The sequence below is a fragment of the Burkholderia sp. GW821-FHT14F03 genome (assembly GCF_058803765.1).
In genome coordinates, this window is the sequence record NZ_JBXAPG010000011.1 from 115,767 (window position 1) to 140,760 (window position 24,994).

18 protein-coding genes and 3 pseudogenes are annotated in these 24,994 nt (G+C 66.5%); 8 read left to right on the plus strand and 13 right to left on the minus strand.

All coding sequences use genetic code 11. The features are described from left to right. Positions 1-120: 120 nt before the first annotated feature. The 5 genes from AC1RQF_RS09865 (at position 121) to AC1RQF_RS09885 (ending at position 5,533) form a co-directional block, all read left to right on the plus strand. Positions 121-879, plus strand: a complete 759-nt coding sequence (locus AC1RQF_RS09865; RefSeq protein WP_273995272.1) for a COG4705 family protein — start codon at positions 121-123, stop codon at positions 877-879. A gap of 22 nt (positions 880-901) precedes the next feature. Next, entirely contained in the window at positions 902-1,567 is a 666-nt protein-coding gene (locus AC1RQF_RS09870) for a response regulator transcription factor (protein WP_273995273.1), read from the plus strand. Next, positions 1,543-2,931, plus strand: coding sequence for an ATP-binding protein (locus AC1RQF_RS09875; RefSeq protein WP_273995274.1), 1,389 nt, complete (start codon positions 1,543-1,545; stop codon positions 2,929-2,931). The genes AC1RQF_RS09870 and AC1RQF_RS09875 overlap by 25 nt, the downstream gene beginning before the upstream one ends. A 414-nt stretch (positions 2,932-3,345) precedes the next feature. Further along, positions 3,346-4,287: a LysR family transcriptional regulator gene (locus AC1RQF_RS09880; protein ID WP_273995276.1), complete on the plus strand. Its 942-nt coding sequence runs from the start codon at positions 3,346-3,348 to the stop codon at positions 4,285-4,287. A 274-nt stretch (positions 4,288-4,561) separates the two neighbouring features. Then, entirely contained in the window at positions 4,562-5,533 is a 972-nt protein-coding gene (locus tag AC1RQF_RS09885; protein WP_492871912.1) for a sulfonate ABC transporter substrate-binding protein, read from the plus strand. Positions 5,534-5,604: 71 nt separating this feature from the next. On the opposite strand, the gene AC1RQF_RS09890 is transcribed toward AC1RQF_RS09885, so the two are convergent. The 4 genes from AC1RQF_RS09890 to AC1RQF_RS09905 all read right to left on the minus strand — a co-directional run bounded on the left by AC1RQF_RS09890 (position 5,605) and on the right by AC1RQF_RS09905 (position 11,682). Continuing rightward, a complete protein-coding gene (locus AC1RQF_RS09890; RefSeq protein WP_492871913.1) occupies positions 5,605-7,080 on the minus strand; it encodes a M81 family metallopeptidase in 1,476 nt (491 codons plus the stop codon). Positions 7,081-7,393: 313 nt separating this feature from the next. Further along, positions 7,394-8,818 carry an aldehyde dehydrogenase family protein gene (locus AC1RQF_RS09895; protein ID WP_492871914.1) on the minus strand — a complete coding sequence of 475 codons (1,425 nt, stop codon included), beginning with the start codon at positions 8,816-8,818 and terminating at the stop codon, positions 7,394-7,396. 39 nt (positions 8,819-8,857) lie between these two features. Then, positions 8,858-10,255, minus strand: coding sequence for an aspartate aminotransferase family protein (locus AC1RQF_RS09900; RefSeq protein ID WP_273995282.1), 1,398 nt, complete (start codon positions 10,253-10,255; stop codon positions 8,858-8,860). A 44-nt stretch (positions 10,256-10,299) separates the two neighbouring features. After that, positions 10,300-11,682: an APC family permease gene (locus AC1RQF_RS09905; RefSeq protein WP_492871916.1), complete on the minus strand. Its 1,383-nt coding sequence runs from the start codon at positions 11,680-11,682 to the stop codon at positions 10,300-10,302. A 233-nt stretch (positions 11,683-11,915) separates the two neighbouring features. Here AC1RQF_RS09905 and AC1RQF_RS09910 point away from each other — a divergent pair, with 233 nt between their 5' ends. Continuing rightward, on the plus strand, positions 11,916-13,088 hold the full coding sequence (locus tag AC1RQF_RS09910) for an AraC family transcriptional regulator (RefSeq protein WP_273995283.1): 1,173 nt from the start codon (positions 11,916-11,918) through the stop codon (positions 13,086-13,088). 665 nt (positions 13,089-13,753) lie between these two features. On the opposite strand, the gene AC1RQF_RS09915 is transcribed toward AC1RQF_RS09910, so the two are convergent. The 4 genes from AC1RQF_RS09915 to AC1RQF_RS09930 all read right to left on the minus strand — a co-directional run bounded on the left by AC1RQF_RS09915 (position 13,754) and on the right by AC1RQF_RS09930 (position 16,811). Then, on the minus strand, positions 13,754-14,056 hold the full coding sequence (locus tag AC1RQF_RS09915) for a DUF4148 domain-containing protein (protein WP_492871917.1): 303 nt from the start codon (positions 14,054-14,056) through the stop codon (positions 13,754-13,756). Between the two features lie 230 nt (positions 14,057-14,286). Beyond that, the gene (locus tag AC1RQF_RS09920; protein ID WP_273995285.1) at positions 14,287-14,577 is read right to left on the minus strand and encodes a hypothetical protein; all 291 of its coding nucleotides are present in this window, start codon (positions 14,575-14,577) and stop codon (positions 14,287-14,289) included. A 90-nt stretch (positions 14,578-14,667) separates the two neighbouring features. Beyond that, positions 14,668-16,536: a DUF3857 domain-containing protein gene (locus AC1RQF_RS09925; protein ID WP_492871919.1), complete on the minus strand. Its 1,869-nt coding sequence runs from the start codon at positions 16,534-16,536 to the stop codon at positions 14,668-14,670. 113 nt (positions 16,537-16,649) lie between these two features. Further along, positions 16,650-16,811 carry a hypothetical protein gene (locus tag AC1RQF_RS09930; RefSeq protein ID WP_492871920.1) on the minus strand — a complete coding sequence of 54 codons (162 nt, stop codon included), beginning with the start codon at positions 16,809-16,811 and terminating at the stop codon, positions 16,650-16,652. 327 nt (positions 16,812-17,138) lie between these two features. On the opposite strand from AC1RQF_RS09930, the gene AC1RQF_RS09935 reads away from it, so the two are divergent. Further along, positions 17,139-17,534, plus strand: coding sequence for a plasmid fertility inhibition factor family protein (locus tag AC1RQF_RS09935; RefSeq protein ID WP_492871933.1), 396 nt, complete (start codon positions 17,139-17,141; stop codon positions 17,532-17,534). After that, positions 17,500-17,706: pseudogene (locus tag AC1RQF_RS09940) on the plus strand (hypothetical protein); the annotation flags it as partial. The gene AC1RQF_RS09935 and the pseudogene AC1RQF_RS09940, both read left to right, overlap by 35 nt. Here the strand turns inward: AC1RQF_RS09940 and AC1RQF_RS09945 are convergent. From AC1RQF_RS09945 to AC1RQF_RS09965, 5 genes and pseudogenes are all read right to left on the minus strand, one after another. Next, a complete protein-coding gene (locus tag AC1RQF_RS09945; protein ID WP_492871921.1) occupies positions 17,675-19,024 on the minus strand; it encodes a beta-glucosidase in 1,350 nt (449 codons plus the stop codon). The pseudogene AC1RQF_RS09940 and the gene AC1RQF_RS09945 overlap by 32 nt on opposite strands. 394 nt (positions 19,025-19,418) lie before the next feature. Beyond that, positions 19,419-21,608: pseudogene (locus tag AC1RQF_RS09950) on the minus strand (GNVR domain-containing protein); the annotation flags it as partial. Between the two features lie 77 nt (positions 21,609-21,685). Next, on the minus strand, positions 21,686-23,017 hold the full coding sequence (locus tag AC1RQF_RS09955) for a cellulase family glycosylhydrolase (protein WP_492871922.1): 1,332 nt from the start codon (positions 23,015-23,017) through the stop codon (positions 21,686-21,688). Between the two features lie 13 nt (positions 23,018-23,030). Beyond that, positions 23,031-24,257, minus strand: coding sequence for a hypothetical protein (locus AC1RQF_RS09960; RefSeq protein ID WP_273995289.1), 1,227 nt, complete (start codon positions 24,255-24,257; stop codon positions 23,031-23,033). Positions 24,258-24,515: 258 nt separating this feature from the next. After that, positions 24,516-24,743, minus strand: a pseudogene (locus tag AC1RQF_RS09965) (transposase); the annotation flags it as partial. Positions 24,744-24,994: the final 251 nt, after the last annotated feature.

A 24,994-nucleotide genomic window follows, 5' to 3' on the forward strand; every position in this document is an offset into this window, starting at 1 on the left:
GGTTTTGGTCGGCCCTGCCCCCCCCCGCGCCGGGCCAGGCCGACTGCAAGGCGGCGATGGCCAATTTGCTGAAGACCTTCGACGCCTTCCAAGGCAAGGCCTGACCCGCGAGCGCACCCGATGAAAACGTCTACTGAACACGCGCTGGTCAAGGTCCCCGAGACCACGCTGGGATTCTGGCTGATCAAGATCGCGGCCACCACGCTCGGCGAAACCGGCGGCGATGCCGTTTCGATGTCCATGCATCTCGGCTATCTGGTCGCCACCGGCATCTTCGCGGCGATCTTCCTGGTCGTCGTCGTCGCGCAGGTCAAGGCCAAAAGGTTCCATCCATTGCTGTACTGGGCCGCCATCATCGCGACGACCACCGTCGGCACGACGCTGGCCGATTTTGCGGATCGCTCGCTGGGAATCGGGTACGCTGGCGGTTCGAGCCTGCTGCTGGCCTTGCTGCTCGGCTCGCTCCTGGTCTGGCATCGCACCCTCGGTTCCGTGTCCGCGAGCACCACCCACTCGCCCAAGGCGGAAGCCTTCTACTGGCTGACCATCGTGTTCTCCCAGACGCTGGGCACGGCGCTGGGCGACTGGACCGCCGATACGGCGGGCCTGGGCTACACGGGCGCGGCCGCCGTGTTCAGCGGCTTGCTCGCCCTGGTCGCGGCCGCCTACTACCGGACCGGCGTGTCCCGTACGCTGCTGTTCTGGGCGGCGTTCATTCTGACCCGCCCGCTGGGCGCGGCGGTCGGCGACTTCCTGGACAAACCGTCGAGCGCGGGCGGTCTGGCCTTGAGCCGTTATTCGGCGTCGGCTGCGTTGTTCGCCTTCATGCTGACGGCGATCCTGTTCTTCAAGCAGCGCGCAGCCAGGACGACACATTGACCGACGATTGAAGGGAGTGGGAATGCGGGTATTGCTCGTCGAAGACGATCCCATGATCGGGGACGCGATCCAGGGTGCGTTGAAGGATGCGTCCTACGCGGTGGACTGGGTCAAGAACGGACGGACTGCGCTCACGACATTGGGCTGCCAGCACTATGACCTGGTGCTGCTCGACCTGGGCTTGCCCGGCAAAGACGGGCTGGACGTGCTCGCGAGCCTCCGCGCCAGGGACGATCCGGTTCCCCTCCTCATCATCACGGCGCGCGATGGCCTCGATGATCTGCTCCGCGGCCTGGACGGCGGGGCCGACGACTATGTCGCCAAGCCCTTCCAGATGGCGGCGCTGCTGGCCCGGATGCGCGCCGTCCTGCGGCGCAGGGGCGGCAAGGCCGCGCCCGTCCTCGGCAACGGCGTGGTGTCGCTCGATCCGGTCACCAAGGAGGCCAGCGTCGACGGCGGATCCCCGGTACAACTGTCCAACCGCGAGTTTTCACTGCTGCGGGCCTTGCTGGTTCGGCCGGGCGCCATTCTCTCGCGCAGCGAACTGGAGGATCGCATCTACAGCTGGGGGGAAGAAGTCGAAAGCAATGCCGTCGAGTTCCTGATCCATGCGCTGCGGCGCAAGCTCGGCAGCGCGGTCATCAAGAACGTCAGGGGGCTGGGATGGATGGTTTCAAAAGACGCTTGAACGAGTCGGTTCAACTCAAGCTGTCCGTTACCCTGTCGCTGGCGATTCTCGTGATGGCCATCGTCGCGGGCGCATTCTCGTTCCTGTCTGCCTTCGACGAGGCGCACGAGCTGCAGGATGACGTTCTGCGCCAGGTGGCGCAGCTCATGGATCAGCAGCGTTTGTCGCCGACGCCTTCGCCGAGCGGGGGGCGTCTCGCGGATGCCGATGAGGAATCGCGCGTGATCGTTCAGCGCCTGGGCGGGGCCCAACCCTCGCCGGTCGACGTGGATTCGGGAGGCATCCTGCCGCTGCCCGCCACGCTGTCCGACGGATTGCAGACGCTGGAGGTCGGCGGCGAGACATTCCGCGTCCTGGTGAAGACCACGGCCGCCGGCGAACGCATCGCCGTGGCGCAGGAGGCGGGCTTCCGCAATGAAATCGCCCGCGAGGGCGCGCTGCGCACGGTGATGCCTTTCCTGGTGCTCGTGCCGGTGTTGCTGCTGATCGTCGCCGATCTGGTGCGCAAGATGTTTCGGCCCATCGCCGCCCTCTCCAGGGAAATCGACCAGCGCGCCGAGCAGGAACTGCACCCCGTCGCAGATCGGCATCTTCCGGTCGAGGTGCGGCCTTTCGCCGTGGCGATCAATCGCCTGCTCGCCCGCGTCGGCCAGTCCATGACGTCTCAGCGCCGTTTCGTGGCGGACGCGGCGCACGAGCTGCGCTCGCCGTTGACGGCGCTTTCGCTGCAGGCGGAACGGCTGGCGCAAACGGAGATGTCCGGTCCGGCGCGCGAACGGTTGACGGCGCTGCGCCAAGGGATCGAGCGTGGCCGAAACCTGCTGGATCAACTCCTGACCTTGGCCAGGGCGCAGTCGGCTGCCGACGCGCCGGAATCGCCGGTATCTGTCCAAGGCGTCTACCGCCGTGTGCTGGAGGACCTCATGCCGCTGGCCGAGGCCAGGCGCATCGACATCGGCGTCGAAGGCACGCAGGACGACGAAGTGTGGGTCAGCGAGCTGGACCTGATCGCCGTGGTCAAGAACTTGATCGACAACGCCATTCGCTACACGCCGGAAGGCGGGCGGGTCGATCTTTCCGTGGGGGCGTTGGACGGGAAGGTCGAAGTGCGCGTCACGGACAACGGGCCGGGCATCCCGTCAGCCGAGCGGGCCCGGGTTTTCGATCCGTTCTACCGCACACTGGGCAGTGAACAGATGGGATCGGGTTTGGGGCTCTCCATCGTCCAGACGATTGTCGATCGCGTCGGCGCGGAGATCCGCCTTGATTTCGCGGACCCGGCGAAGCAAACCGGCTTGAGCGTCACCGTTCTCTTTCCCATGAGCGCCCCGCCTCCCGCAACGGCTTCGCAGGGGCGCGGTTAAGCGCTGCGGGCCGGTGAGGCCCGAGCGACGCAGGTCCGTCGCGAATCGCCCGGGCGTCGTCGTCCGGATGCGGGGCCTCGCCGGCGGGCGCGTTGGCTAGCGGGTCGGCCTCGTCGTCGCGATCCGTATTTTCCCTGTGTGCACCGGCGAGCCCCGATGGCAGGGCGTGCGCCTGTCCGCGGTGACGCGCGGATGCGACGGCCTCGCACGCCCTCGATCGCGATCTGGACACGGCATTTAACGTCCTGTACCGTTCCGCAAAATTCGCGTCGGAACGTCGCCGCGCGTGCCGTGCGGTGACGGAAATCGGCGCATGCCGACTGCGTGGGTCGCGCGCGATGCGCCGCGACGAACCGGATGCCGCCGCGAGCCGTGCCGCCGCGCGGCGCGATGTCATTCGCGGGAAGGGGGGCGATGGATACGCTACAGATGATGCGCATTTTTGTCCGCGTCGCCGAGGAGGGCAGCTTCACGCATGCCGCCCAACGGCTGGACATCACGACCGCCTTTGCGTCGCGCTCGGTGGCGCAGCTGGAGACGCACCTGCGCACGCGCCTGCTCAATCGCAGCACGCGCCGGGTGGCGCTGACCCAGGCGGGCCAGCGCTATCTCGAACGCTGCGTGCAGATTCTTGGGTATATCGACGAAGCCGAGTCGGAGGCGGCCGATGCGCAGGCGAGCCCGTCCGGCCGGCTGCGCGTGCATGCGACGACGAGCTTCGGGCAGGCCTACGTGGTGCCCGCGATCGTGCGCTATCGGACGCTCCACCCGAGCGTGATGGTCGAGCTGACGTTGTCGCAGCATTTTCCCGATCTGCTCGACGAGGGCTACGACGTGTCGCTGCAGTTGAGCGCGAATGAACTGCCCGATTCGGGGCTCGTGTCGCAGCGGCTCGGCACCGTGCACAGCGTGCTGTGCGCGTCGCCCGAGTATCTGCGCGCGCGCGGCGTACCGCAAAGCGTGACCGATCTGGCCGATCACGTGTGCCTGCAGATCGTCACACCGGTGTTCCCGCCCGATCGCTGGCATCTGGACGGACCCAACGGCCGCGAAACCCTGGCGCTGCCGTCGGCGGATTTCCAGGTCAACGTCGCGGACGCGCTCGGCGCCGCGCTGCGCGAAGGCATCGGCATCGGCTCGCTGCCGATGTCGACCGCGCTGCCCGCCCTGCGCAGCGGCGCGCTGGTGCGTGTGCTGCCCGACTATCGCCTGCAGCAGTTGACGGTGTATACCTTGTATCCGTCGCGCCAGTACCTCGATGCGAAGATCCGCACCTTCATCGATTTCCTGAGGGAATTCGTCCCGCAACTGCTGGCCGCCGACGAGGCGGCATTGGGTTCGGGCAGCCAGTCCTAAGCGTTCCCGACCATTGGATGCGCGCCGTCGACGGCGCGTGCGCTTCGCGCTGCATGAGCGGCGGCGGCGCGCCTTTGCGCGGGTTATGCCTGTTCCTGCTTTGAATATCGTGCATCGTTGGTTCGATTGACGGACCACGCCCCATAGAATCGTCCGGACACCCGTGCGTCGCGCGCGAGATGCGTGAATCCCATTCGCGCCTTGGCATTGCGCCGCGGGAGAACAAGGGGCCGTCAGCCGTCGCGCCCCGGCATGCCATGAGGACTGGAACGACATGACGGATACGATTTCGATGAAGCGACGCCGCTTCGTGGGCGCGGGTCTCGCCTGGAGCGCCGCGGTCGCGGCCGGGACTGCGCACGCGACGACCGATCCGCATACGCTGCGCATCGGCTACCAGAAAGGGCCGCTCAGCCTGCTGAAGGCGCGCGGCACCCTGGAGCGCAAGCTCGCGCCGCTCGGCGCGAAGGTGACGTGGACCGAGTTTCCCTCGGGGCCGCCGCAACTGGAGGCGCTGAATGCCGGGGCCATCGATTTCGGCGACGTGGGCGAGGCGCCGCCGATTTTCGCGTTGGCGGCGGGCGCGCCGCTCGTCTATGGCGCGCAAGGCGTGGCGCGCCCTTCGTCCGAGGCGGTGGTCGTGCCGAAGACCTCGACCGTCAAGACCTTCGCGGGACTGCGCGGCAAGCGCATCGCGCTGACCAAAGGCTCGAACACGCATTTCCTGCTGGTGCGCCTGTTGCAGGCGGCGGGGCTCGGCTACACGGACGTCACGCCGGTATGGCTCTCGCCCGTTGATGCGCGTGCGGCATTCGAGCGCGGCGCGGTCGATGCGTGGATCATCTGGGATCCGTTTCTCGCGGCGGTCCAGCAATCGTTCGGCGCGAGGATCATCGCCGACGGCACGGGCCTCGTCGAGAATCGCGTCTATTACTTCACGTCACGGTCGTACGCGACCGGCCACGCGGAGGTGCTGCGCACGACGCTCGGCGAAGTGGCCGCGCTCGAACGCTGGCTCGACGCGAATCGCGGGCCGGCCGCCGCCGAATTCGCGAAGCTGTGGGGTATTCCGGAGCCGACGGTCGCGCTGGCGTTCCAGCGCACGCGTTTCGGCATCGAGCCGATCACGCCGGCGGCGCTCGCCTACCAGCAGCAGCTGTCCGATGTGTTCTATCGGACGGGGCTGCTGCCGAAGCCGGTTCAGGTTGCGGGCGCGGCGCCGCCGGCGGGGTTGGTGAGCGGTTGAGCGACGGGCCGGCGCGGGCATAGCCGTCATGCGATCGTCCGCTGTCCGGCCGCGCGTGGCGCGTTGCGATGTCACCAGTCGAGGTTGTCGAGCGGATAGACGGGGCGGACGAGCCGCACGTAGCGGAACAGGCCGTAGTCTGATCCCGTGACGCCGCGGCTGTCGCACTCGACGAGCGCGGCCGAGATCGGCTCGAAAACGGGCCGGCAATACATCCTCGATTTCAGCAACAGGAATCGTGCGCGCCGGGGATCGATGCCGACGCTCTCGAATACACCGAGATCCCAGGGCTCCTGTGTGCGTTCGCTGACGACGAACAGGGCCGACCCGGTATCGAGCACGGCGGTACGTCCCATGCAGGCACGTTGCCCTGTATAGGTCGGCCCCTGGATCACGTATTCGCCGTCGGTGATGGCGCGCACGATGCCGGTCGCGCGAAACGGCTGACGCTGCAGGCCATCGTGCGACGGCAGTCGATTGCCGATGGCCAGCGTCACGGTCGCGCCGACGCCCGCCGCGATCATTCGAGCCACCGCATCCGGATCGCATATCGGTCCGCTGACGATACCGTCGAGTCCCTGCGCAAGCGCCGTCTCGATAACGTCCATGGTGTCGCACGGACCGCCAGACATGCAGTTGTCGCCGTGATCGAGCATCAGCACAGGCCGCTTCGCACCGCGCGCCAGCGCGGCGGCTTGTGCGACGGAGGCCGCGAGCGGGGCGCTGCGATACACGAAATCGTCGCGCGCTTGCCAGATCTGTCGCGCGATACGTTCGGCGTGCGCGTCGGCCGCCGCGCGGTCGCCGTCGCCGACCACGACGACGCTGAGGCATGGCGCGGGAATATCAGCCAGCGAGAAGCCCGGCAATACCGATACCGCGAGCATTCCATCGGCCTCGGCTGCGCGCGCGGCGTTCACCGCGCGCCGCATCGCGCCTTCGGCGGTCGCGCTGCGCAGGGTCGACGTCATGAGCGGCGGCTGGCGCCAAGCGAGCACGGGCCGTGCGTGACCGGACAGTTGCCTGAACAGCACGCGCGCCGCGTGCTCGCCCGTCTCGTACATATCGACGTGGGGGTAGGTCTTGAAGCTGACGATCACATCCGCGTGGTCGATCATTTTTTGTGTCACGTTCGCATGCAGGTCCAGCGCAACCGCAATCGGCGCATCGGGCAGGGCGGCGCGCACGCGTGCGAGCAAGTCGCCCTCGCCGTCCACACTGTGTTCGGCGACCATCGCGCCGTGCAGGTCGAGCAGCACGGCGTCGCAGCCGGGCGCGGCGGCAACGATCGCGTCGCAGATGGCCGCATACGCGTCGGCTGCGACCGGGCCGCTCGGGTTCGCGGCAGCCGACACGGGGGTCACGACGTCGGCGCCCTCGCGGGCAGCCATGTCGAGGAAGGCGGCCATCGCCGTGCGCATGCCGTGGTTCGCGCGATATGCATCGTCACCCCAATCGGGACCGTCGCGACCGAACGCCGCGAGCGGCGTCGGTACGGGCGAGAACGTATTCGTCTCGTGGTTCATCCGGGCAATCAGCAGCTTCATCGCGTGTCGACCTCCCTGCTACCGATCGCGTGGGAACACGTCCGCGGGGGGATGTCGTCGCGTGCCGCCGGGTGCGGGGAAGCCGCATCGCTCTGCTGGAACGCGCTTGTCCTTCGCGGCGTCGCGGTCGATGCGACGCCCGGTGCCGAATTTCGACCTTGCATGGATCAAACCTCGCGATAACCGTGGACGACTGCGCTTCGCGCGTGCGGCATCAGCGCATCGACAAGGCCGTGTTGGCGTGTGACTCGCGCTCGGCCCCCTCGGCAGGCGGCGATGCAGCGCAGCGCTGCTGCCATGGAGGGGCGGTCGCTCAGGCATACCCCGTCGTGGCTTTCGTTTCCAGGTACGCCTCGAGACCAAATTCGGCGTATTCGCGCCCGTTGCCCGAACGCTTGTAGCCGCCGAACGGCGCTGCCGGGTTCCACGGCGGGTAATTGATGTGGACGTTCCCCACGCGCAACCGCGCCGCGATTCGGCGGGCGTGTTCGACGTCCTTCGATTGCACGTAGGCGGCGAGCCCGTATACCGAGTCGTTCGCAAGCGCGACTGCCTCGTCCTCGGATCGGTAGGTCATGATCGACAGGACCGGCCCGAAGATTTCCTCGCGCGCGATGCCCATGTCTGGGGTGACGTTGGAAAACACCGTCGGGCGGACGTAAAATCCCTCGCTCAATCCGGACGGTCGCCCGGGACCGCCCGCGACCAGGGTGGCGCCCTCGTCGATCCCGAGTTGGATGAAATGCTGGACGCGTTCGAACTGTGCGCGGCTGACGACCGGCCCAAGCGTGGTGTCCGGTGCGCGCGGGTCGCCGACGACCATCCGGGCAACCTCGTCGCGCGCAGCCTGTTCCGCACGACCGAGGTGATCCACGTGCACCAGCATGCGCGTCGGCGCATTGCACGATTGGCCGCTGTTGCTGAAGCAACTGCGCGTGCCGTGCGTGACGGCATCCTCGATGTCGGCGTCGGGCAGGATGAGATTCGGGCTCTTGCTGCCCAACTCCTGGTGAACGCGCTTCACCGTATCGGCGGCGGCTTTGGCGACTTCGATGCCCGCGCGGGTCGAGCCCGTAAACGACACCATGTCGACGTCCGGATGCCGCGACAGGGCGGCACCGACCCCAGGGCCGTCTCCGTGCACGAGATTGAACACGCCGGGCGGGACGCCGGCCTCATGCAGAATTTCCGCAAACAGGATCGCGCTGAATGGCGCGATCTCGCTCGGCTTGAGCACCATGGTGCAGCCTGTGGCGAGCGCGGGCGCGACCTTGCACACGATCTGGTTGATCGGCCAGTTCCACGGCGTGATCAAGGCGCACACACCGATCGGCTCGCGCGAGACCAGTAGCGAGTCCGTCCACGTGCTGAAGCGGTACGAACGCAAGGCGTGAATCGTCTGCTCGAGGTGTGCGGTGCCGACGGCGGCCTGCATCGCTCGCGCGAACGCGAGCGGCGCGCCCATCTCCTGGCTGATGGTTCGTGCGACCTCGTCGTAGCGGCGTTGGTAGACGTGGAGTACGCGTTGCAGCAGGGCGAGACGCGTCTCGATCGGTTCGCGTGAGAATGTGTCGAACGCCTGCCGCGCCGCGCCGACCGCGCGCTCGACGTCGGCTGCCCCTCCGATCCCGAGCCGGGCGTACGGTCGCGCGGTGCTCGGGTCGATGACGTCGATCGTCCGCATCTCGGCCGGGTCGCTCCACTGGCCGTCGATATAGGTGTGTTGCGAGGTTCGCATCGCATGCTCCTGAGTCGATAGGGTGCGTCGAGGCCGCGCTCAGCGCGTCGCGCGTGCATAGGTGTCGGAAAGGAGATCGCGGATCGTCGCGATCAGCCACGCGATTTCCGCGCGCGTCATCACGAGCGGCGGTGCGAATTGCACGATCGGCGTGCCTTCGTGATCGACGCCCGCGCGACACAGCAGCCCCGCGTCGAGGATCGCGGGCGCGAGCAGCGTCGAGACGAAGGTTGCGGCGGGCATGCGTGCCGTCCAGCGGCACGCTTCCTTGTCCGTCACGAGTTCGAGCGAGTGGTGGTAGCCGTCGCCGCGTACGTCGCCGACGCACGGCAGCGCGAGCAGACCCTCGAGCGCCTGGCGGAAATATGCGGTGTTCTCGCGGACGTTCGCGAGCACGCTTTCCCGTTCCATGATCGCCAGGTTCGCGAGCGCGGCGGCGCAGGCGACCGGATGGCCGCCATAGGTTGCGCCATGCAGGAACATGCGCTGTGGTCCCGTCAGAACCGTGTCGATCACCTTGTCGCTCGCGATTACGCCGCCGAGTGGCACATAGCCCGAAGCGACGCCCTTTGCAAACGTCATCAGGTCCGGCTTGAGTCCATAGCGACGCGACCCGAAATACTCGCCGAGCCGGCCGAAGCCGCAGATCACTTCATCGGCGACGAGCAGCACGCCATGCCGGTCGCAGATTGCGCGCAGGCCTTCGGCATAGCCGTCCGGCGGCGTCAGGCTGCCGCCCGCGTTCTGCAGCGGTTCGACGACGATCGCCGCGACGGTATCCGGTCCTTCCTGAACGATGAGCGAATCGATCTCGTCGAGCAACTGACGCGTAAACTGCGCTTCCGTCTCGGCGGCCGGGCGCCCGTAGCGCTTGGTATTGCCGACGTGCCGAACCCCCGCCATCAGCGGTTCGAAATGCTTGCGGAAGTGCGTCATTCCATTCAGCGCGAGCGCGCCGAACGAGGTCCCGTGATAAGCGACGCGGCGCGCGATGAACTTGCGCCGTTGCGGTTCGCCACGGGCCTGGTGATACTGGCGCACCAGCTTGATCGCGGCTTCGTTCGATTCGGATCCGCTCGACGTGAAGAACACGCGGTTCAGACCGTCCGGCGCGAGCGTCGCGAGCGCGTGGGCGAGACGGATCGCCGGCTCATGACCGTAGCCCCAGTTGGTCGCGAACGGGAGCCGGACCATCTGATCTCGGACCGCGTCGCCGATTTCCGCGCCGTGGCTGTAGCCGATCTGCACGCAGTACAGTCCAGCCAGCGCATCGAAGTAGCGTCGGCCGTTCCGGTCCACGAGCCAGCACCCTTCGCCGCGCTCGAATAGGGTCAGCGGGTGGTCGCCGTAGGCATCGGCGTGCGTGAAATGCATCAGCAGGTGGCGCTTGCCCAGCGCCTGAAGATCCGCCTCGAAGTTGACGTCGATACTGTTCATGCTGCCTCCAGTGTGGTTGCAAAGCGGGTTCGGCAACCCGTCGTTCAATGCATCGTCAGCGTCGGGGCGGGGCGCGTAAAGCCGCGGGTCAGCCACGCGAGCTGGCAAAGCCCGAGCGCGAGCCAGCCGACGCCGACATAGAAGGTCTGGCGCGACAGGCCGGACCAGAGCCAGACATTCATCGCGAAGCCCATGGCGGGGAGCAGGCCGAACGTGATCCAGCCGGCGGGATGGCGGTGTTCCGCTCGCGCGAGATGGCAGCGCATCACGCACAGGTTCACGACCGCGAACGCGACGAGCGCGCCGAAACTGATCATGGTGGACGCGAGATCGAGCGTGATGAACAGCGCCGACAGCGACACGGCGCCGACCGCGAGCGTGGCGCGCACCGGCGTGCGCAGCCGCGCATGCCGGTGCCCGAACACGCGCTCCGGCAGCACCTGATCGCGTCCCATCGCGAACAGCACGCGCGTCACGCTGGCCTGCCCGGCCATCGCACTTGCGAAGCAGCCGGCCACGTAGACCGCGACGAAGAGCGCAGACAGCGCGCCGCCGCCGATCCGCTGCATCAGTTCGAGGCTGGCGGAATCGAGATCCTTGAAGGCGCGCCAGTCGGGAAAGACGATGTGCCCCGCATAGGCGATCAGCATGAACAGCAGGCCGCTCAGCAGCGTGCAGAGGAGGATGGCGCGCGGGACGGTGCGGCGCGGCTCGTGCGTCTCCTCCGATAATGTCGACACGGCGTCGAAGCCGAGAAAGGACAGGCACAGGATCGCGGACCCGGCCAAGACCGCGCGGGCATCGCCCGCGCCGGGCAGCACACCTGGCAGCGTCGGCGCCTGGCCGGCCGCGAAGCGTGCCGAGGCGACGAGAAAGACCGCGATGAAGACGAGCTGACCGACGATCAGGATCAGGTTGACGCGATTGACGAGCCGGATGCCGATGATGTTCAGCCCGGTGACGCAGGCGATGCTCGCCACGATCCACACGCTGGACGGCACGACGGGGAACAGTTGCTTCATGTAGATGCCGATGACGAGGTAGCTGATCATCGGGATGAAGAGGTAGTCCATCAGCAGTGCCCAGCCGACCATGAACCCCGCCGCGGTGCCGAAGCCGCGGCTGGCAAACGTATAGGCCGATCCGGCGCTCGGCATGAGCCGCACCATGTGGCCGTAGCTGCGCGCGGTAAGCAGCATGGCGATCAGCGTGACCGCATACGCGATCGTGAGATGACCGTTCGTCGTGCGGGTGACGAGCCCGTAGGTGGTAAACACCGTCATCGGCAACATGTAGGCCAGGCCGAAGATCACCAGGGTGGAGAGACCGAGCAGAGAGGGATGAGCCGGTCCGCTGCCGGGCGTGCGCTGCTGCGCTGTGCCTGTCGCGATGCTCGATACCCACCGACGTGACCTGTCGTCTCTCATGCTGTCCTCGCGCGGATCGCGCTCATGGCTGCAACGCTCGTTCGGTCGGCAACGCTTGCGTTGCACGATTCGAGGAAAGTGTGGTGCGCCAAAAATTCGAGGACGAATGAGAAAAGCGGACGTAATCGAGGGATATTTCCGGACGCATCGGCCTGTCACACGGGCGTACCGCACTGGCGCGCCGCGGCCATTCCGGCTATGTTCTACGCGAACCCGCCGCGATATCCGAACCCATGGTCAGCAGGCTCACTCGACAGCAAAGCAGTGCCGAACACCGCCTGCGTTCGGCGCTCGGCCTCGCCCGCCCGAGCGGACGCCAGGAAGACATTCCTGCCACCGTCCACGCGATAGCGGTCGTTCTGGACGAATGCCGCGTGCGTCAGATCGAGCGTGCGGCCGTACTGGAGGGGACGGGGCTCGGCGCGGACGAAGTCGCATCCCCGGACCTGCGCGTGAATCGTGCGCAGGAGCAGCATTGCTTCAGGAACCTGCTGCGGCGCAGCGGCGTCGCGTCGATCGGCTTGTCGATCGGCAATCGGCTCCAGGTGTCGACGCTCGGCCTGGCGGGCTATGCGATGTTGATCAGCGGGTCCGTCATGCAGGCGCTCACATGCATGAGCCGGTTTCCGCTGTTCATGGGCTTGTATTTCGACGTCAGCGTCCAGGCGCGCCCGGATGGCGTGAGCGTGACGATCGGCCGGTACAGCGGTGATCCCGATATCGAGATATTCCAGACCGACATGTGTTTGTCGAGCCTGCGAGTGATCGTATCCGATCTCGTCGGCAAACCGGTCTGGCCGGCGCACTTGCATCTCGCGCGGCGTACTCCGCGCAACGGCGCGGAGTATGTGGATCACTTCGGCTGCCGGGTGCGATTCAATGCCTGCGAAAACAGTCTTGTGTTCACGACCGTCGACGGCACGGAGACGCCGCGTTTTGCGAACGAGGTCAGCTTCAATGCGCTGCATAGCCAGTGCGACGCGCTTGAGCGGCAGTGGGCTGCATCGATCGGCGAGCGGTTCGCCGGGCGCGCAAAGGAGTTGATGGGACGCGACCTGGCGCGCTTCAAGTCGATGACCTCGCTCGCAAGCGCGCTGCACATGACGGAACGCACGCTGCGCCGTCGGCTCGACAAGGACGGCGTGACGTTTCAGTCGTTGCTGGACGAGGTGCGGCGCGAGGAGGCGATCCGATTGTTGCGCGATCGCGCGCTGACGGTCGCGGCAATCGCGGAGCGCCTCGGCTACAGCGAGCCGCGCAGTTTCCGCCATGCGTACCGACGATGGACAGGGCGAACGCCGCGTGCCGATCCCGAGGGGGGCGGTGAATCCGTGGGGCAGCGTGGGCGCGGCGCGCATCGCATGCGTGTACCGGGCCGCCTGGTGCCGTTTGAACCAGATTGGTGATCCGGCCAACGTCGTATCGTGGCCGCGCAGGCACGCGTATTCGCGGCTAAATTGACAGGCGGCCGCACAGCCGATTTGCCGATTGGCCTCGCCTCTCCTCGCGGCGCTGAACATCAATGTGCACACCGGTCGAGCCGCAGGATTCTCTGGCATTGCAGCGGGCTCATCGAGGCAATTAAACGAACATGATCAAAGCTGTGCATCGACGTGCGCGGTTCATACGCTTTGCAAGGCCGCGTCATCCGACGCAGGCAATCGATGTGAATCGTGCGTCACGAAAATAGGAATCGAGATTAAGCGATTATTTGAAAACGATCCGGGTGTTCGTGGGACTACGAGGGAAGGTGAGTCCCGGCGCATGGTTGCGCGTGTCAACGCATTCGACGCATGCCTGGGTGCGCGGTTGCTGAACCGGGGCCACGACGTTTGCCATGGACCGAAGGCGGCGAGATATGCCTCGCGCGCGTCGAGAACGTACTGGACGTGCTCAATGCAACTGACGGCCGCTCCGCAGTGGTGAACTGCAAGTCGACGGTTGACGGGAAAGTTCGTTGCGCACACAACGATTTTGCGCCGCGCGCGATCAGCTGACGGACGGCGTCGAGGACAACTTCCCGTTCGCGAATGGCGCGCGGGGCAGGGTGCCCTCGCGCGCTTGAATCCTGTTATTGACCGGTGCGGGCCGCGTTGGAATCATTCGGCGCGGCGCTCGTCGCGCGACCTGTTTGCACCACGGGCGCGGCTTGCGCGCCATAGCCGGTGGTGTCGGTCGTCGCCACGCGTGTCCGGGCGACCTGCAGCGCGCGCGGATAGTACGGGTCCGCCACCTCCGGCTTGTAGCCTGCCTGTTCGAGTTGGACCAGTTCCGCGCGGACCTGCTCGCGCGTCAGCGGCGTCGACTGGGCCGACGCGCCATACGACACGGCCAGTGCGACGGCAGCGGCAAAGGCGTAGGCGAGCGATTTCATGGAGATCTCCGGGTTGTGCGATGCGGATCGAGCGAGCGGGACTCGATGTGTGAACGCATCGTAGCAACGTGGATCCATACTAAAAACTTACGAAGCGATGAAATATTACTACTGCGTAGTTAATGATCGACGGAGTGATCCTGCCGACGGGCGGGAGCGCAGGCGGCATCATGACCGCATCGCGGGGTGGGTGGGCGGCGCAATGCCCCTTGGGGTGGGACGCGACAATTTTATTGGGAGGATAAAGTTGTCACGTTACAACTGGACAATTTTATATACTGATTTATTGCAACGAACCCAACGAAGCGAATCTTCGATTCGCCGACACCCGCCGCCATCGATGCGGGCCGGCTGCCTTGGCGGGCGGCCAGGGTCCTGAAGTCACGGGAGTTCCGAAGGCTCGGATCGGGATGCCGCGCATAGAGAGGATTCGTGAAATCGATCAGCGCCGTGCCCAGCCGCGACGCAATGAATTCGCGATGGGTGACGGACTCCGCGTCCGGGCACGATGCGTTGACCATCTGCAAGCTCATGTCATTGAGGGCGCTTGCGATTTATCCGTGCATGTCGGCGCCCGTCGCGCGGCCGCAGCCGCTCGACGGGCGCTCCGCTCACCGGCTCGGCTCGTACACCAGCTGATTGCGCAGGTCGCGCTTGACCTGCGTCGCCAACTGCTTGAACGCCGGGTAGCGATCGGGCCCGACGAGCGGCCCGGACGGCGTGATGTCCAGCTCGCGCGTCACGGTGACCGTGCGACCCTCGATCCGGTAGCCGGAGGAATAGCGGCCGAGCGGCGACACGACCCGGGCCGGCTTCGGCACGTGGGTGATCCGGATGCCGTCGGGCAGCGTGATGACGGTGGTTTCCGCCACGCGCTGGCCGGTGACGGGGATCGCGTAGTTGCGCGTATCCAGCTCGCACTGGTCGAACGCGGAGGCGATGCTGCTGAAGCTGCCGAGACCGAGCGGCACCTGCATCGCGCCGGGGCCGGGGAACGGCGTGTAGTCGGGCAGCTTGAACGCGGTCGCGTAGTTGAACGGCTGCGTGAGGTCGCGCGGGTCGCCGTGCTGGTAGCTGCCGGTGCCGCTCTGGCCGGTCAGCGTCAGGATCCGGTTCGCGACCTGGGGTTCGACGCCGGGCGGCAGCGACGCGAACAGCTGGCGCGCGGAGTAGTCGAGCACGCCCGAGTTGTCGATCGTCGCCGCGCCGCGCGCGTTGCCGTCGCGGTCGATCGACACGCGCGTCGTGACCCGGGTGCGCGCGTTGTCCGGCGTGCCGAGCGGCAGCGTCACGATGCGCGCGCCGCCGGGTGCGTCGGTGATCAGCGCGGGCTTGCCGAGTTCGCTCGACGGCAGCGTGCCGAAGCGGGCGAAGGAGGCCGTCGAGTCGACGAACAGGTCGAAGTCCGGCAGGTAGGTGATCGCGTGATCGAACACGGCGAGCGGCGCGGGGACGCTCGGCAGCCAGTAGGTGCTGTCGGCGTTCACGAGCACCGCGCTGCTCGCGATGCCCTTCGCGGCGAGCAGCGCCTGCAGGACGGTCACGTGGTCCTTGCAGTCGCCGTACCCGGAATGGAGGATCGCGTCGGCGTCGTGCGGCACCACGCCGCCGAAGTCGAGATAGATCGCGACGTAGCGGATATGCGCGCTGACCCAGTTGTAGAGGATTTCCGCCTGCGCGCGCGGCTCGCTCACGCCCTGCGTGAGGCGTTCGGCCAGCTCGCGCACGGCCGGCGTGACGGCCGCCTTGGACGCCGCGCGCTGCTGGTACGCCGCGCCGACGGCCGCGAAATCCGGGAAGGTGGTGAGCGCGAGGCGCGGGCTGTAGTCGCCGATGCTCACGGAACCGAGTTCCGGCGCGCGCGCGGGCGCGTCGGGCAGCGACCAGCGCCACTGCTGGAGCGCGCCGTCGCCGTCGTTCACGCGGCCGCCCGTCAGGCCGATCGCCTCCGCGCGCAGCGGCACGGACGCCGGCGCGCGCACCGTGATGTGCGTCGCGGTGCGCGCGACCTCGTTGCTGAAGTACTCGGACGCGCTGAACTGGTTCGGAAACAGCGCCTGTTTCTGGGTTCTGCGGGTGCGCAGTGTCAGGACCGAGCCGATCTCGACGCGCGGAAACACCACGGTCTTGACCTTGCCGTCGTCGAACATCGGCGCGGCCGCGCTTTCGCGGCTCTGCTGCACGATGATCTTGTCGGGCGCGACGTCGAGGCGTTCGCCCTGCGGCGTGGTCGTGTACGCCTCCTCGACGTCGAGCGTTTCCAGCGACGTGCTGTAGCGCAGCGGCATCTGGCTGTCGTTCTTCACACCCTGGTCGGTGTTGATGCGATAGGTTTCCGACACCTGCTTCGTGAAGGTGCCGTCGGCGTGGATGTCGTAGGCGATGTCGTTGGAGAGCACCGTGACGTTGGACTGGAACGGGGCGGCGCGGGCACAGGAGCAGGCCAGCGCGAGGGCGATCAGAAAGGATCTCGTGAGCATTCGCATGAGCGGGTTGAAGCGTGGACGGGTTCGGCGCGCACGGGTCGCGCGCCGCAACGCGAAATCCTAGCACTCCGCCCGGAAATGCGACGTCCGGTTTGCCGCGCCGCCGCTCACGGGTCGAACACGATCACGGAGCGCGCCAGTTCGCCGTGGCGCATGGCCTCGAAGCCTTCGGTGATCCGTTGCGAGATCATCGCATCGAGTTCGAGCCGGTCTCGCAGATAAAAGTCCACGAGGTTCGGCAGGTCCACGGGGAAACGATTGGGGCCCATTTAGGTGCCCTGGATGCGCCGCTCATGGAGCAGCGCGGACGGGGCGAGCGCGCGCCGAGTAGCGGCGCCGTAGCGACGATGCCAACACCAGGGAATCCGGCGCAAAGTTCGACGTTGACGACGGCAGCTTGTTCGGCCTGCGTCGCCGTCGCGGCAGCAGGCAGTATCCACAAGGAGCTGAGGGGCAGCTCCAGGCGTGACGGCCTCATCGATTGCAAGCACAGATATTTCAAAGCGGATGAACACATTTTCCATCTGGAAACAAGGGTCCAGTTGGAACGCTTCGCCTTGTTTCGCATCCCAACCCCGGAACACGGTGAGGTTTGGATGAGGATCTCGGAACGATGCTCCGGCAGGGCGGTGATTGAAGTTGATGCAGAGCGCTTCCTTACGGCGTGGCGTCAGGAAGGAAGTGGTTATCCGGAGATTGCGCATCAAACGATTGAAGGATGGCGACACGACTACAAGTGTGATGAGGCTCGAAAAGGTTTTGACGAGGGCTGCTCCAATCCGGCGCCGCTCGCAGACGTCCACGGGTGGCTTTCGCGCAAACGAAAGCAGCCTGTTTCCCCGGTCGCAGGGAAACGCCTTGGAAAGTGGTTTCGGCGCCCCACGGGTGTTGGACCGGACGATGCCCCTGCAATTGAAACCGCGCCCTGTATCGGCTTCACAAATGGCATCACACGCATTGCCCGTCTACGTCGCGCCCAGCCTGCTCGGTGACGACGCGGCGGCGATGTTCGGGCTCGCCGCGCCGGCGACGTTCGGCGGCCGGACGCGGCTCGCGTTCCATGACGTCGAGCGGATCGGCCCGGCCCTGCGGATCCTCGCGCGGCTGGCGTCAGCCGTGTGGCACACGCGCATCACTGGAGAGCCTTGGTGCTGGTCGCGATGACCGATTGCAAGGTGGCATAGCGCGGTTTCGGGGCACCGCTCGCATTGAGCAATCCGAACGTGGTGTTCTTGTAGTCGTAGAGTTCGTACCACGCGAAGCCGATCACGTTGTAGGCCGCCTTCGCGGCCACCATCTCGGGTACCGTCTTCGCGATATAGGCGGCTGCCTGCGCATCGGTGTTGTCGGTGTCGACACCCAGCTCGGTGAACACGATCGGCAGGTTGTAGGTCGCCTTGAGGCGCGCCAGCACGTTGTAGGTGCCGCCGGTCTTGGCGACCGCGTTCTCGAAATCGCCGCCGTTCGAATACCAGTGCCACTGAATCGCATCGGGCGTGATTTTCGGGTGGCCGGTCGAGCCGTCCGGCTGAACGCCTGTCATCAACGCGTCGAGAAAACCGAAATTGAGCCAGCCAGTCGACGCGTTCGCGATCAACATCGTCTTGTGCTGCGTGTCCACCGAGCGCCAGCCGTCGAGCGCGCCGCGCAACGCGCCGCGGTAGATCGGAAAGGTCGAGTTGTCGAAATCCGAGGGATTCAGGCCGTCGCCCTTGATCACCGCGTTGTGCGGATCGCTGTCGTATTCGTTACCGAATTCCACGAGGGGGATGCCCGCGAGCTTTTGCGCGGCATAGACGGATAGCGTGTACGCATACGCGTAGGCGCTGGCCTCGGTCGGCGCTTTCCCCTTCAGCGATGGATCGTCCCACGGATAGGCCTCGATCATCGGCAGCACCGTGACTTTCGAGCCGAGGCCGGGGATGACGGTGTTGACCAGCATGTCGATATGCGCGGGCAGGTACACGTCCTGCCGGTAGAGTCCGGCACCGAGTTGGGTGATCGACGCGGCTTGCGTCGCGAACGGGGTGGATGCGTAGATACCGCCCTGCACGTAGTGGCCGTTCACGCCGAAGAACGGCAGGGTCGAGGTGGTGGGGTTAGGCGCAGGCGCAGGCGCAGGCGCAGGCGCAGGCGCAGGCGCAGGAGCAGGAGCAGGAGCAGGAGCAGGAGCAGGAGCAGGAGCAGGAGCAGGAGCAGGAGCAGGCGTTGGGGTTGGGGTTGGCGCAGGCGCAGGCGTTGCGGTTGGCGTAGCGGTTGCGGTTGGCGTCGGCGTATGCGTATCGCTCGACGGCGAAGGGCCGGACGAATGACCCGGAACGGGAACGAGCGTCGGCGTGGCGGCGGGCGATGCGACCACCGGGCCGGCACTGCCTCCATCGCCTCCGCCGCATGCGGCGAGGAGACTCGCCAGCAGTACCGTGCTCAAGGTCGAACGCAGGGTCGCGGCACCCGCGTCCGTCAAGTCGGCGAAATGCTTCATCGATGAAATTCCGGTCTGAAAACGGTGCACATTCTATGTGACATTTCATTAGGATTTCTATCATCTCAGACAAAATCATCGATGCGTTCGCGCTTTGATGCACGATCGCGTGGTATCAGCGCTTTCGGGTCGGCGATTCGCTCAGGGTTGGAGGCAATGCGCGAGCGCCACGATGAGGGCGTCGCGCCGTGGGCCGCTGCGGCCCACTCCGTCCCAATTCCTCTCCAGGCATTAAGTTGCGCGACACGCCGGTCACGGTCTTTTTCGTCAGCGCGAGCGCCTGTCCCTTCGTCGCGGCCCAGACCTTTCCGCCGAACGACGCGTGCTGCCTGGTCAAGCCGAGCAGTCGCGCGCGCCATGTCGGATCGGCGCCTTGCGCGGACGTGTCCGTGTCGGCGTTGAACACGTGTCCGGCCACGCTCGCGCCGACGCTCGCAAGCCGATGCAGCGCGGCTTCGAGTTCCGGCGCGCGGGTCAGGCCGGCGCGCGACACCAGCAGGATCATGTCGCGCAGCTCCGAGGCGATGCTGAGCGTGTCGCTGTAGGGGAGCACGGGCGGCGCGTCGACGATCACGAAATCGTAGCGCGCGCGCAGCGCCGCCAGCAGTTCGCGGAAGGCAGGCCGTTCGAACAGTTCGCCTGGGTTGACCTCGTCTGCCGTGCCCGGCCCGAGGATCGACAGCCGGCTCTTGTCGAGCGGCGCAATGGCCGCGTCGAGCGGCACGGTGCCGGCCAGCACGTCCGCGAGGCCGGCCGATTCGCGCGCCGTCGCCGGCGCGCGGTCGCGCAGGTTGGCGTCGACCAGCAGCACGCGCGCATGCACCTCGGCCAGCAGATAGGCCAGGTTCGACGCCATGAAGCTGCAGCCGACGTTCGCGGTCGGCCCGGTGAACAGCAGGACCTTGCCGGCGCCGCCTCGACGGCGCTTCGAGAATGCGGCTTTCAGGTTGGTGCGCAGCGCGCGCAGCGATTCGATACTGGGATCGTGTGGCAGGCTGGCGGCGAGCAGATGATCCGGCAGGCGCGGCCCGGTGTACCGCGCGCGGCGCTGGTCACGCAGCGCGGGCGAGGCCGCGACGACGGCCACGCAGGGGCGCTCGGACAGCGTGGCGAGCGCAAGCGGCGAGTACAGCTCGCGGCGATAGCGGGCCAGCAGATGGGTGAGGGCGAGCGCGACGAACAGTCCGCCCAGCATTGAGCCGAGCACCACGAGGCCGCGTCGCGGCCAGGTCGGACGGTACGGCGCGGCGGCCCAGTCGACGACGCTGACACCCGGCGCGGTGCTGGCCACCGCGATGTCCAGCTGCTGCGAATTGGTCAGCACGCTCGTATAGAGTTGCGTGGCGACCGCCACGTCGCGCGACAGGCGGACGTATTCGCGCTGCACGGTGGGCAGCTTGCCGGCCGCCGCCGTGGTGTCGCGAATCTCGCCCTTCACCAACTTCAGTTGCGACATCACCGTCTGGTATTCGCGACTCGCCGGCAGGAAGCGTTCCCGGACGGTGCCGAGCGCAAGCTGCAGCACGATCTCGTGTTCGGCGAGGGTGTTGAGGCGTGCGATCAGCGCCGCGCCTTGCTGATCGACGTCGATCGTGCCGGTCGTGGTGCGGTAGCGGTTGAGCGCGTCCTCGGCCTTCTGCAGATCCTTCTTCAGGTTGGGCAGGCGGGCACGCAGCGAATCGAGATTGCGGCGCGCCTTGTCGGTGCGGAACGCGAGGTCGCGCCGCAGATAGATGGCGACGATCGCGTTGACCATCTGTTCGGCATGCCGGGCGGTGTCGGACTGGTAGCTGAGCCGCATCATCGACGGCTCCTCGAGCGTCGAATCGCGGTTCGTCACCAGGGTTTTCAGGTGCTTCGACACGTCGTCGTAAGCGAGCTGCTCCGGCTCCTTGCGCACCGAGAAGGCGATGCCGGGCCGCGCCCGCAGCGTGTCGACGCGGATCTCGCCGGCCTGCTCCGTGCCGGCCAGGTTCATGTGGAACGGTACCGTCTGGCCCAGCGCGCCCTGCGCGAGCGGATGCCCCGCCTTGTCTCGCAGCGTCCATCGCCCGCCGTCTTCGGCAACGAGCCTGAACGGTTCGCCGAGCGCGTCGTCGGGGATCGAGAACACGCCGAGCTTCAGCGCCTCGCCGCCCCACGCATAGCTGCTCAGGCCGAGTAGCGGCGCGGCGAGTGTGTCGTCGTTGGCGTGGCGCGATGCCAGCAGGCGGCCGATCAGCGGGAAATGACTTTCGGTGCGGATGTCGTAGCCCACGCCGGTCTGCTCGATGGCCTCAAGGACGATCGAGCGGGACGTCAGGATCTCGCTTTCGTCATTCGCGGAAGGGCCGGCCGAGATCGTGCCCGATACGTCCGACAGCGCGCTGATCGCCGCGCCGGGTTTGGTCTGGATGCGCAGCAGCGCCTCCGCCCGGTACTGCGGCGTCGCGACCAGCGCGTAGATCGTGCCGAGCAGCGTGAACGCGGCGACAATCGACGCGATCCACCAGCGATACCGGACCGTGCTCCACCACAGGCTCGACAGCCCGTCGTCCCGCTGCGTCGCCTGGGTTGCCGGCATCCGTTGCGCATTCAGATTCATTTCCAGTCCTGCCCAGTGCGGCAATCATGACGACTGCCGCGATGTTTTAGATGTAGGTATGTTGGCCGCGAGCGGCGCTAGCCGTCCGGCCCGATGTAGAGCGGCCCCTGGTCCTCGCGCAACGTCACGAGGCCATCGTGCGCGGCGCGTGGTGTGCCGTACAGGTCGGTCGCGGCCGCTTCGGCGGGCGGCAGGCGCGACAGATCCACGGTGACGGCGTTGCCCTGGCCGTAGCACCAGACCACATAGCGGGTCGCCGCGCCGTTGCTCAGCCTCAGCACGATATAGCGGCCGGCCGGATCCATCCGATAGGCGGCGCGCGCCGCGTGCGCGGTGAACGCGAACAGCCGTTTCACCGCGACATACGCGGGCAGCGGCTCGCCCTGCGCATCCAGCAGGCCGAAGTTGTGCTCCATGTTCTTCGGGTCTGGGCCATCGTCGCGGATGTCGTAGTAGGCGCTCAGCCCGAGTTGCGCGATCCAGTCGACCAGCAGCCGGCGCGCCGCGTAGGTGGCCTGCCGGGCCCGCGCGCGCGGCGCGTGGCCGTCGGCGAGATCGGAGACGTACGCGTAGCCGACGCTCGGATACGACCACTCGGTCGCCCAGATCTCCGGCACCCGCCGATAGGCAGACAGGTCACGGCGGAGCGCGCGATAGTCGTCCAGCGCCGTTTCGGGATTGCCTTGCCGGTACGGATGCACGCTGACCGCGTCCGGCGCGTACCGGTCGCCGGCGCTGATGTCGCCCACCGCGCGGATGAACGATCGATCGATCTGCTGGACGCCGCCCATCGCAACCTGGGCGGCGGGATTGGTCTGTCTGATCGCCTGCACGGCGGTTTTCAGCAGGTTCCGGTAGCCGGCGGCTGACGGCGCGGCAAGCCAGTAGGTCGGGTGATTCTGCTCGTTCCAAACTTCGAAGCGCACTGCGTCGTGCCGGTAGCGCAGCGCCGACTGGGACACATACGCGTGGAACGCCGCCAGTTGCGCGGGGGTGGTGGGCGGCTGTCTGGGACTGTGCAGCGGATGCTGGTAGCCGAGGATGAACAGCGCGCCGAGCCCGCGCTCGGCCAGGTTCGCGACGAGCGCGTCGTACTTCGAGAAATCCCAGCCGGCCGGTGTCTCGACCGCCTCCCAGAACAGGTCGGTGCGGACGAACGAGAATCCCGCGTCGCGCACCGCGTCGAGCAGGCCCGGATCGTCGATGTCGTGGATCGCGATGCCGGTATTGGCGCGGGAGGCTTCGAAGCGCGGCAGGTCGACATAGGACGACGCCGCACCGGGAACGACCACGACGGCCGCCGCGTGCACCGCGCCGGCCGCGACGAGCGCCGCGCTCGCGAGCGCGGCCGCGAGCAGCAGGCGGCAGCGGACGGTTCGGCGAACGAGGGAGCGGGGTGGGGAGAGCATCGCGAATCCGGAGTTAGCGCCAGAGCGGCGCGATGCGGGGCGCGGCCGGCACGGAGTAGACGGTACGATCCGCGTCGGCTTGCGCCGGGCTTAGCGTGAGCATGCGCACCGTGATGCCGAAGAACAGCAGGCAGCCGAGCGTTTCGTAGATGTCGGTGGTGATGCCGCTCAACAGCAGGAACGACAGCATCAGCCATGCGCGCGTGTCGGTCGAGCGGCTCGCGAGCACGTAGTGGGCGAAGGCGAACAAGGACATCGCGGTGCCGATCACGCCGAGCGTGGCAATCATGAGAAGGGCGGCATTGTCCGACCAGCCGACGTTGAAGCCGAAGTCGCCGACGTAATACGCGGTGGCCGAGCCGAAGCCGCCCGGCCCGATGCCAAACCAGATCAGGTGTTCGCGCAGCAATCCTTCGAGCAGTTGGGGCCAAGTGTTGATGACGCGGTCCTGCATCGACGCCAGCAGCGTGGAATCGGTCATCCCGGCGTTGGTCGACAGCGACGCGACCCAGCCCGCGAACGGCAGCACGACGATCAGCATGGTGATCCACGCGCAAGCGCGCTTGAGCGCGTGCGGGCGCATCAGGTAATGGAAGCCGACGACGATCGCAAGCGCAATGAGCGTCGTCTTGTTGGTGGTGTCCCAGATCCCGATCGCCGAGACCGTCAGCAGCGCGGCGATCGCGAGCGGCGCGCGCAGCCGGGGCAGCAGCCAGACCGTCATCAGGCCGATCATCAGTCCGGTCGTGGCGCTGCTTCGGCCGAATCCGGCCAGTCGCGTCGCGGTGCCGACATAGGTGTTGACCGCGATCTGCACGCTCACGCCGTCGATGTCGATGCTGCCGCCGGCCCACGGCATGCGGGTGAAGGTATTGATGATCACCCCGGCGTTGCATAGCGCCGCAACGGCGATCAATGCCCCCAGCATGCGCGGATATTCGAGTGCTTCGAGCGCTTCCGGTGGCGTGAGCGCCGCGAACAGCATCGGCGACACAGTCCAGATCCAGAAGCCTGTCGCGGCGAGCCCAACGCCGTTGGCAAGCGCCACGCAGGTCTCCGCGGCGATGTAGCAGGCGACGATCAGATGCATGGGGCGGGGGCGCCGCAGCAGCGCGACGGCGATGCAGCCCACCATCATCACCTTCGGCAGATAGTTGAGCGACGCGATACCCGCGGCCGACAGGTAGTACCGGAGCGCACCGGACAAGACCTCGCTTGCCGCGGCGATCACGAAGGTCACAGCCCAAAGCCGATGGTACGGTCGTATCCCGCTCATGATAACGATTTGGCCTGCTGATTGACTGGAGTCGATTCGAGTAATGGGGGCTGATCGGCGAAAGGCAGCGGGCCCGGGTCCGGACGCCCGCTGCTTGCCTGCGGGCTATCCCGGTCGGGAGCATAGCCGTACGGATTGGGGGAGAAAGTACGATAGCCCACCGTAGACAGCGGAAATGACAGTGTTTGACGAGCGCGGGTGCGTGGATAGGATTGCGAAAGGTTTAAGTAATGAAGCGGCCGTCCGATTTCTCTGGTGCATCGATTCTGCGAGCAACTTCTTCAGCCGGTTGTTTTTCGCCTCGCGCTCTTTCAGGCGTTTCGCGTCAGACACGCTCACTCCGCCTAACTTGCTGCGCCACAGGTAGTCGCTCGCCTCGGAAAATCCGTGCTGACGGCAGAGCGCCTTGATCGGCAAGCCGGCCTCTGCCTCGCGCAAAAAACCAATGATCTGCTCTTAGGTGAATCGTTTCTTCATGCCCAATCTCATGACTATGTGATAGGACTCCAAAGCGTCGCGCTACCCAAGGACAGGGTGACATCGAAGGCAATTATGACTGCGCCGGCAACGACGCAGTGGGGCGCATCGAACGCTCCTGACACATTACGGGACTGATCGAATGGCGTTCGACAGGCACAATATTTTCTTTATGGTCAAGCAAGATCTTCTTGATTGTAGGCGAAATGAAATTAAGTGAAAAT